Here is a 10,326-nt window from a genome sequence, read left to right on the forward strand (position 1 = left end):
GGCGATTTGTCTTTGTGATAAACCTTCAATCTCCTTTAAAATTTTGATACGATGAAATTGAGCCATATTGATCATCCTTTTTTTCCTCTCTCATGTAGTAAGTTTGGTCACTTTCTATCATAAGAGAAGGTTATTTAATTGGAAATCGGGTGGCTCATTTTTTATGTGATCAAACTGCTTGAAAGTGGCTCAATTTTAAATTATCAAATACATGAACAATATGAAAGATTTAAGTATTATAGTAAACCCGAAGAAATATTACTGTTTTTACGAGAAAACTATATAGTTGACGAGACATACAAAGAAAGTCAATTGTATGATGATTTGAAGCAGCTAGAAGCTTGGGAGTGTGTAATTTCTCGCCAGGACAAAGAGCTTGTTTACACTATTGAGGAATTTAAAAATAAACGATTAAAATATCAAATTTCACAGCCGCTTTTCGAAATCGAAAACACATTAAAGAAAATTGATGATTTACAAGAAGAATTGACAGGTGCATTAGAAAGTAGAGAATTTGAACGGATATTAAAAGGGGTAAATCAATTATATCAAATCAACCTAGAAGAAACCGACGATGAAATTCTATACGAAAAATGGATGACATTGATGAAAAGTCTGGAGAATTTAAAACGTAATTCAGCAAATTATTTATCCCACTTGAAAAGTGAAAAAGCCGAACAACTTTTTAAAACAGAAGAATTCTTCATATATAAAGAAAAATTCGTGGATTATTTAACGAAGTTCATTTTAACTATGAATCGAAACAAATACAAGATAGCCAAAACCATCGATAACATTGAGGAAGGCTTTGTAAACCGATACATTGAACGATTGGTAGGTTATATTGCTTCTATTCCTACTTTAGATGGGAAAGAATTTGATTGGGAGAGAAGCACACGAATTCAAATGGAACGGTGGATAGAACTGAAAAATTGGTTTGTAAAAAGTAATGATAATGATTGCGATGTTGAGATTTTATTAAGAGAAACTGAAATTAGTATCCAAACCATGAGTCGCCATGCGTTAAGGCTCTCAGAAATAAAAGGTAATAACCAAAACAGAAAAAAGGATTATCAAACACTCGCTTCAATGTTTTATGCTTGTGAGGAAATAGGAGATGCACATAAGCTTTCTGCAGCTTGTTTTGGTGTAGCACATACGAAGCATATTTATGGCGAGGAAAAATTAACGGACACCCAGGATGAAGAAATTTGGGAACAAAATCAATCGACGTTTGCCACAACGCCTCGAGGTGCAGGATACCAGCGAACAAAGCGGATAAAATCCTATGTAAAAGCTTCTGAGGAAGAAAGACAAAAACAAGTGGAAGATTATATAAAAAATAGAGAAAAGCAGCGCGAGATAATTGAGGCGTTAATAGTAGATAACAAGATTGTGCTAAAAAATTTAGGAGTGGTCGACTCTTTTGTGCGTAAATCCATTTTAACCTGGATTAATCGTGGTGTTCAATCCAGTTCACGTACCGGAAAAACTGATTTTGGAGTAACTTTTCGATTTAATATAGCCAGTAATAAAAAAATAAAACTTCGATGCGATGACGGTGAAATGGAAATGCCTGATTTAGTATTTGAATTTGGAAAAGGAGAATAAATGTGGAAGAGAGAGAACAAATCCGTACGGGCATAACCGCTTTGTTGGAGAACTTTTGGATACAGAAAAAAGATAAACCGGATGATTATATGGTTATTAAAAAACATAAAAAAACGATACAAAAATATTTCATAGATAATTTTGGATATCAGCTTTTTTCTGGTATCGATTTATTCAAGCTGGAAAAGGTACCATATCAATCCGAAACGTGGATGGGAATTCAAGATTTTAAGGAACCCATGGATTATTCTATTTTTGTTGCTATTTTGGCTTTTTTAGAAGATAAGGCAAAAGATGATTTGTTTTTGATTAACACATTAAGTGAATATGTGAAAAATCTTTTCAATAATGAACTAGAGGTAAAATGGGAAATTCATAAACATCGACTGTCTTTCTATAGAGCAATGAAACATGCGCAAACGATGGATTTAGTCGAAGTCCTTGAAGGTGAAATAGAGAAGTACAAAAGTGATGAAAAGGAAGAAATTTTGTATCGTCCTACTATGATTTCAAAATACTACATGAGGTTTTTTTCAAAACCTATTCATGAATTTCAAAATATGGATGAGATATTAGCTGACAGATGGAAAATTCCTGGTGTCGATCCTACACCAAGAATGAATTTACAATCATTGCATCGCAGACTGTTCTTTTCGCCGGTAGTATATAAAAATGAATTAACGGAAGAAGAACGAAGGTACTTAAATTATCAATCGTATCGTCTGGCGGAAAACATCCCGGAATATACTTATTTCGAACTAGAAATCTATCGAAATGAGCTTCTTTTAATTTCAAAAGAAAGAAACATAACAGGGGAACAACATCCAAATCAAAAAACAATTTCCGATATCGTTTTGCAATTTTCTGCCTTTCTGAAAGAGAAATTGAAGGAACTTCCGGAGGAGGAATTCCCGGATTTTGAATATATTGTGGGTCGCAGAGAGTTTGTTGAATGGTTTGAGGAGTTGCAAGAAGAATTAAGTCATGGGTGGAGTAAAGAATTCAAGAATACGCATTCTGCAGATGTTACAAGTAAAGTTTTAGAGTATCTCGAAGAATGGAAATTTGCGCATAACGACTTCCAAACACATTCGGTTGTGTTGTACCCGCCATTAGTGCGTATTGGAGGAGAGTTCCCAAGGGAGTACAAATTTGAACGGTATTTTCTAAAAAAGATATGGGATTTAAATTTGTTTGATGATGGTGATTGCTCGTTACCTACGACTATTTTTGAAGAAATGATTAAGGAGTTTAACGCAATTAATACCAACACTCCTTTGCGGCTAAAAAACGCACATGATGTCATAGATAAATACGTGTTGAAGAAGGATGAACAATTTATAGAACTTAATGAGGAAAAAATCATACAAACTATTAAAGGAGTGTAATAAAGATGGAAAACGTATTTGCGCAACCTAACAAATGGGTCATGAATTTGGCAGGAGTTTTAAATTATTGGTATTACAAATGGGAAGTGTTTCCTTTTGAAAACGGACACCTCATTATCAAAGGGGCAAACGGTACAGGGAAATCCGTCACAACACAAAGTTTTTTGCCTCTACTTTTAGATGGAAACAAGCAACCGAGCCGATTAGACCCGTTTGGTTCTCGTTCAAGAAAAATGATTGATTATATTTTTGGTGAGAATCCAGATGTACCTGAAAAGACAAGCTACCTTTTCCTGGAATACAAGAAAAATTACACAGACGAATACATTACAACAGGTATAGGGTTCAAAGCCAATTTTGATACTGACAGGGTGGATAGTTGGCATTTTTTAATTAAAAATAAACGTGTTGGAAAAGATTTTGACCTTTTTCGGTATCAATTAGATGAAAAAGGCGAAAAAGTTATGGTGCCGCTTAGCCAAAAAGAATTGGAAAACTATATAGATAGAGAAAAGTGTGGTTATGTAAAAGAAAAACCAAGGGACTATGCTGAACTCGTAAACAATTACATTTTTAAATTTGAATCCTTGGAAGACTATTTAGATATGGTCAATTTAGTGGTTCGAATCCGTACTCCTAAGCTGTCAAATGATTTGGGTCCAAGTGTTATTTATCAGATTTTGGAACGGTCACTTCCAGAAATCACTTTTAATGATTTACGTTCTTTAACTGAAACTATTCAAAATATAGATTTACACAATCAACGGTTAACTAAGACAAAAGAAGATAATAAACTACTAAAAAAGTTAACAAGCAAGTATCAGGAATATAATCGAACGGTTCTCTCCTTTAAAGCTACTGATTACAATAAAACAGTCGCAAAACGAAAAGCAGCAGAAACTGATTATAAAAAGGCACAAAAAGAATTAGCTGATAGTACGAAAAAGTTAAATACGCTTTTGGAAGAAATTCAAAGTTTAGAATTAGAACAAAAACAATTAGATGAAAAATTAAGGGCATTTGAGGATAATGATGTACGGAAAGCTCAGCGCAGGTTAACGGAATTAGAGCCTCAGCTAGAAAAGAAGAAACATGATTTCGAATCACAGAAAAATAGACTTGAAAACAAAATAAATGCTCAACGTTCGCTGTTTAATGAAAAGAAAGAGAAGGAAGACGAGTTATACGAGTATGAGAAGAAAAATCAGCTTTACTTAGATGAACTTGATGAAAAAGTAAATTATATTGACTTTGATAGTCATATTTTAAACCGGGATAACTTCGTGTCCAAATTTGTAACGCAAGACCCAACGATTGTGGCAGACCAATGGCGGGCAACTTTAGATGGTCATATGAAGGAAATCCATGATATAGCCAAATTATTGTATCGAGAGAACGAATTAAAAATCAAATTAGATGAACGGAATCAAGAAATCTTCGAATTAGATGAAGAACTGCAAGACATAGAAAAAGATTTATCCCAACTCCGTCTGGAATTTGAAGAAAAAATAGAATTATTTAACCGAGATATACTTGATTGGAATGACAGTAATACAGAATTTAATTTGCAAAAAGAAGAATTGAACCAATTTGTCATGGTATTGAGTACCCTGTTTGAAGGGACTACATTATTTGATATCGAGGAATTGGTTCGCAAATTTTATTCTAATTTACGGGAAGTATTAATACAAAATAGAGCTCAAGCTGAAGCAGCTCTTGCTGTGCTTAAAGTAAAAATAATAAAAAAGGAGGAAGAACTCCAAAAGGTTCGCAAAAAAAAAGAGCACGAACCAGAGCAAAGTGAACAAACTACAAAAGTCCGTGAAAAATTGTTAAAAGAAGGGATACCGTTTGTTCCGTTTTATGAAGCAGTTGAGTTTAAGGAATTTGTCACAATCGATGAACAAGAACGTCTGGAATCTTCATTAATTCAAATGGGCATATTGGATGGTTTAATTGTCGGTAAAAAATATATTAACGCTATCACCGAATCTGATGCCGTGTTGCTTCCGCAACCGTTAAAAGAAGAAGTTAAAACATTACATGAATATCTAGAAGTGCATTTACCGGAAAAATACAATACATTAGCTTCAGAAGTTGAAGGTATTTTAAAAAGTATTTCCATTGAAGAAATTGTAGAAGGTTCATATGTAACTTCATTTGGTTCTTATCAACACGGAGTCGTAAAGGGTTATGCACCATTTAGAGAGTCAGTCTCCTTTATTGGAAAAGAAGCAAGAAAACAATACAGACAGAAATTGATAGCTGAATTGGAAGGCGAACTTGCAGCGTTAAATAAGGAGCAGGACGAGTTACATCTTGTTTTAGAGATGAATACGAGTTCTACACAACTGTTAGCGAATGAAAAAGAACAGTTTCCGTCTAGTCGTGAATTGAAAGAACAAAATGATAAAATGGAAGTCTTAGAAAGAAGAATTAATGTTATTAATGAGCAAAAAGAGAGAATTGAAAAGGGAATCCGAAATATTCGTACTGACTACAATAACACTAGACGTGAGCGTATAAAAAAGGCGGAAAATAGGACGTTAAAACCGACGATTGAAGCCTATGAATCTGCAAGAGAGGAATGCGCAGAATATGCTCGGTTATTAGATGATTTACGATTTAATGGAAAATCTTACTTTACCATCAAACACACCATTCGTTCCTTACAAAGCCAAATTGAGGATGCAGAAGCCGACATCGATGATATGAGGTATACCTGTAATCAAACGGAACAAGAAAAGAAACGTATGGAAAATGCTATAAAAGAATTAGAAGAGTTTTTAGAAAAAGAAACCACTTCTGATATTAAAAAGGAAATTCGGGAAGCAGAAGAACGAAAAGCTCAAATTCCTGTATTATTGCAAGAAAAAGCGGAAAAAAAGGGAGAATTAAACAATCTGATTCCTCAGTTAACTAAAAATATAGGAATCAAGGATTCTTCCATAGCTTTTTATAGCAAATTGCAGAAAGTAAAAGGAACTATTTTTGTAAATGAAATCAATAAAAAATTCATTGAAACGTTCGACCATGATACCTTATCCAACGAAGAAGACCTTGATGCTTTATTACAAACTGTAGTAGAAGAACTAGGCGAAAAAACGTATCAAGACGTTCAATCCAAACAGGACGAACTGAAATCGGAATTAAGAGATATTAGCTTAAAAGGGTTAGAAGATTATCATCCAACCGCCACAAAAGATTTTTTTGGTCTGCCGGAAATTAGCGTTGAAGGCTTTGAAATATTTGCAAAAGAAATCGAAGAATTGGAATTAACGAATCAGCGGACTATTATTTCACTGATGTATGAAGGGAAAACCTCTTCACCAATGAGTGTTCAAAAAGAGCTGGATGCTCAAATTGAGGTGATGCAGGCAGCATTAAAGGCAGAAGATGAAAAAATGTACAAAGAAATCATTATGGATAAGATTGGTGAACGAATTAGGGAATTGATTGTGAAAGCCAACAAATGGAAGGCAGAAATCAACAAATTAATGAGCGAACGTCAAACTTCTAGTGGATTGCAACTCTCCATTGAATGGAAGCCAAAAGAGGCGAAAGAACTGGATGAATTAAAAACATCAGAGCTTATTAGTTTGTTGCAACGAGACCCAGATACGTTAAAAGATAGTGATTATAATAAATTAACTAAGCATTTTACCTCTAAAATTCAGTATGCAAAAGACATCTATGAAGAAGATGAGGAGAATAAGGAAAAATCCCTCGATTACGTCATTAAGGATGTACTAGACTATCGAAAATGGTTTGAGTTTAAGATTTACTTTAAAAAGGGCGACGATAACAAAAAGGAACTAACGAAAAACCGTTTCAACGCCCTAAGTGGTGGGGAACGCGCGATGTCTATGTATATTCCACTATTGTCGGCTTTATTTTCTAAATACAGTTCCGCATCTGAAGATGCGCCTTATATAGTTTCAATGGATGAAGCATTTGCAGGAGTAGATGATAACAATATTCGGGACATGTTTGAATTATTGGGTAACCTCGACTTGAACTATATCTTAAATTCCCAATCCCTATGGGGCGATTTTGATACGGTTGATAGTTTGTCTATAGCAGAAATAATAAGACCTAAAAACTCTAAAGATGTAACGGTTATCCATTTTAAGTGGAACGGAAAAGAACTTCTTGCCGTAAAAAACGAAAGCCCTCAAAAGGAACAAGAAGATTTAATTGAATTAACACCAGAACAACTACGCATGTTTGATTTAATCGAAAAAATATAAGGAGAGACAAGTATGTCGCCAAAGGAAGAGGCAGTTAAGTATTTTAAAGAGAGAGCGGGATATTCCCGCATCTTTCTTGAATTTGCTAAGAAAATTGAAAGTTTAGGAGATGTCGGTGGTCATGTTGAGTTAACAAAATTAACGCAAGAGGAGCGGGTCCTTTTACGTAACTGGTTTCAAAAGGATTACTCCACACAAAGGACTGCCAAAATTTCATTAAAAAAATTTGAAGAAAAATTTAAAGGAACAAAATTTGATGGAGCTTTGTTATACGAAGTGGTTGAAGGAGTCATTGGAAGGAAATTAGTTTACAAAAAAGCTGAAAAGAATGAAATGGAACGAAACAAAATTCACTTTTTTGAAGAAATGGCAAAAACGTATTCATCAGAAGCCACGGAATTTTTAACAGCTTCTATTTATGAAAAGCATCCATTACATGTGGGATTTACAGCGGCTTATAACAAAGGAGAATTAAAGGAAATAGAAAAGGTTTTTCACGCCCTATCCCTTTTGCCTTTGAAAAAACATATGAGACTCCCATTATTTGCAGAAAAAGTAACGGGCAATCCGCACGAATTTGACAATGATGGAAGGTTGATTTCCGCGTTACAGATGGTAAGAGAAAAAAAATACGAAGTACCTGTTCAAACTAGCCCAAATGCGGAGTATATAAATCAACTATTGTTCGATTTTGGAATTTTAAAAGACGATATTACCAATTATGTAAGCGTATTTGGACTGATGGGCGAGCGGGGTGGAAGAATACTTCATTCTTGGGTAGAATCTTTTAAAGAGAAATCTGTACGTAATGAGCCTTTAAGAGAAGTTATAAAATTAGATAGAGTGTATCCTGTACACAAAAACAACCCTGTTTTTGTCGTAGAAAACTCAGGTGTATTTTCAAGTATAGTAGATGAATTGGAGGACTTACCGATTTCGATTATTTGTACGCACGGACAATTTAAATTAGCAGCTATTCAAATAATAAAATTATTAACAGAAGAAAGCTGCCAAATATACTATTCAGGAGACTTTGACCCGGAAGGGATATTGATGGCTTATTCGTTAAAACAAAAATATCCCGAGCATATAAATTATTGGAGATACTCTGTCAAAGACTATAATAAAACTTTATCAAACATAGAATTTTCAGCTGCCAGATTGCAAAAATTAGAAAACATTGATGATAATGACCTCAAAACTTTAATTAATCAAATGCAAAAAGTGAAAAAGGCTTCATATCAAGAAGGACAAATAAAGGGACTAATAAAAGATGTAAAAGAATTTAACAAGTGTTAGTAATCAAATATCGAAACAAAACTAGTTTTAAAAAAATGAACTTGACTTAGGAAAAGTAAGATAAAAAAATAGAAGAACCATGCGAGGTAAAGTCATAAAGAATCCACATAAAAAGGATTTTTTTAAAAAAAGTAATTCAACTGTTACTAGTTGCTTTAACAAGGGATGAGATTGATCTTGATCATGAAGCATTTTCAGGGGAATATTTGTTTGAAAAGATTATTAACATGTTTATTGTACCATATCGATTACGTGCCCCTTTTACGAAGAGTGAAATTGACGTGATTCGCTATCATCTCTTTCTTGAGGTTCGAATTAGTGCGGAGTTTAAGCAGGCAATGCCTTATCAAATCAGATTCTCCTATCTCTTTATGATATTAAAGCAATAGAACTGCATCAGGAAAACCTGGCGAAGCAACTGTGAGACCAAAAATCGGTTAATCCGGGGAGTTGCAGATAGCAGAAAGACTTTGATTCTTGTGAGCAGAGCAAAATTATTAGCAAAGAATTACCCGGATTGAAAGATTTTAATCTATTGTTTAACATTTCCCTTGCCTGTAGCATTGAGCAATTGATTAGTCATATGATGAAACAGACTGAGAACCTATTTGATTTTGATTTATCCAGTAAAGAGCCCGTTGTATAACGTCAAGTACCCATCATATTGAGGTTTGGAATTATCACGCTTGACTCAAAATTGATTTGAAGATACATGAAAAAAATTCCTTTTACCATCGAGAAGCTAAAACATTGGGATGCAGTCTTTCCGATGTATCATGCAATTTTAACAGATGAAGGTCAAGACTTTGCAGCAAATTGGTACCAGCTTCTAAGTCTATTATTTAACCCGGAAACGAAGTTAATTCTGGTAGGACACTTGCCTAAGCTTTCAAGGAAGCTCCAAAATTTTAAATATTAATTACCGGAACATAACGAAAATTGTAAAGTTCGCTTGGGATTTTTATCAAAGGTACTCTGTATTAAAAAATGGTAGTAACCAAAGAGTATGAAGGAGAAATTATCGCACCCCAAAGCAGAAGAGAAAGGGTCATGAGCAGGCTATATTGAGAGTGCAATAATTTTTTAAAGAAGCAAGACTCGTTGCCAAAGAAAAAAATCTGCATGAAAATAAAAAAGTATTTCGGAAATCTTAATTCTCTTCAGTGTAAAGAAAATATATAACATGGATTATATTCAGTCCTTCAAACAATGATGGTCTTGATTACTACTGGTTTACTGAGAATAATGAAACAAAACGATCTTTTGATAAAGACGATCAAAAAATTAGCACGATTGATAGCAGTAAATAGGCCTAGACTTTCAAGCTGTATTTATCGTCAACGTTGATAACATGCCATTAGAATTAGAGGAATATAATGAACGTGAAGCTTCTCTATTGTACATTGGGATGACAAGAGCGAAGGAGTATTTGTGTTGTCTTATTTGGGGAGTCGGAGTTTACAAATATCTTTAAGAGATACTTAAGAAACGGCAGGAGATTAAGAAGGTTGATGATAGGAGTAGTTAAAAATATAAGTACTGGTTTCGGAAGAGAACGTTTTGTCTCCGGAATTATACGGTGAAAGATACCTTAAGATTTCTTTAATTTAATAATGTTATAGTTACTATTTATCCTGTAATTTAGTTTCACTATAAATGTCAACGATAATATGTACACTTTTGCTCGTTTTAGAATGTACAATTCTGCTATTCGGACTTTGGTATTATCCCCCAGCCTTTCTGTTTCTTTTGCTGGGGGGAGGTTTTGTTAATCTAAA

The 10,326-nt window shown here is 34.0% G+C and carries 5 protein-coding genes; all 5 read left to right on the forward strand.

The genetic code is table 11. The annotated features are described in order from the left end of the window. Positions 1–165: 165 nt before the first annotated feature. Complete coding sequence (locus tag MLE14_RS21145) at positions 166–1,611, forward strand: TIGR02677 family protein (protein ID WP_243300392.1); 1,446 nt, start codon at positions 166–168, stop codon at positions 1,609–1,611. A 2-nt stretch (positions 1,612–1,613) separates the two neighbouring features. Beyond that, positions 1,614–2,999 (forward strand): TIGR02678 family protein, encoded by a 1,386-nt coding sequence (locus MLE14_RS21150; protein WP_243300393.1) that lies wholly within the window; start codon positions 1,614–1,616, stop codon positions 2,997–2,999. A 5-nt stretch (positions 3,000–3,004) separates the two neighbouring features. Further along, positions 3,005–7,249 (forward strand): TIGR02680 family protein, encoded by a 4,245-nt coding sequence (locus MLE14_RS21155; RefSeq protein WP_243300394.1) that lies wholly within the window; start codon positions 3,005–3,007, stop codon positions 7,247–7,249. 12 nt (positions 7,250–7,261) lie between these two features. Further along, entirely contained in the window at positions 7,262–8,548 is a 1,287-nt protein-coding gene (locus MLE14_RS21160) for a TIGR02679 domain-containing protein (protein WP_243300395.1), read from the forward strand. Between the two features lie 206 nt (positions 8,549–8,754). After that, complete coding sequence (locus tag MLE14_RS21165) at positions 8,755–8,937, forward strand: hypothetical protein (protein WP_243300396.1); 183 nt, start codon at positions 8,755–8,757, stop codon at positions 8,935–8,937. Positions 8,938–10,326: the final 1,389 nt, after the last annotated feature.

It is taken from the genome of Bacillus litorisediminis, from assembly GCF_022808645.1.
Classification (GTDB): domain Bacteria; phylum Bacillota; class Bacilli; order Bacillales; family JC228; genus Bacillus_BF; species Bacillus_BF litorisediminis.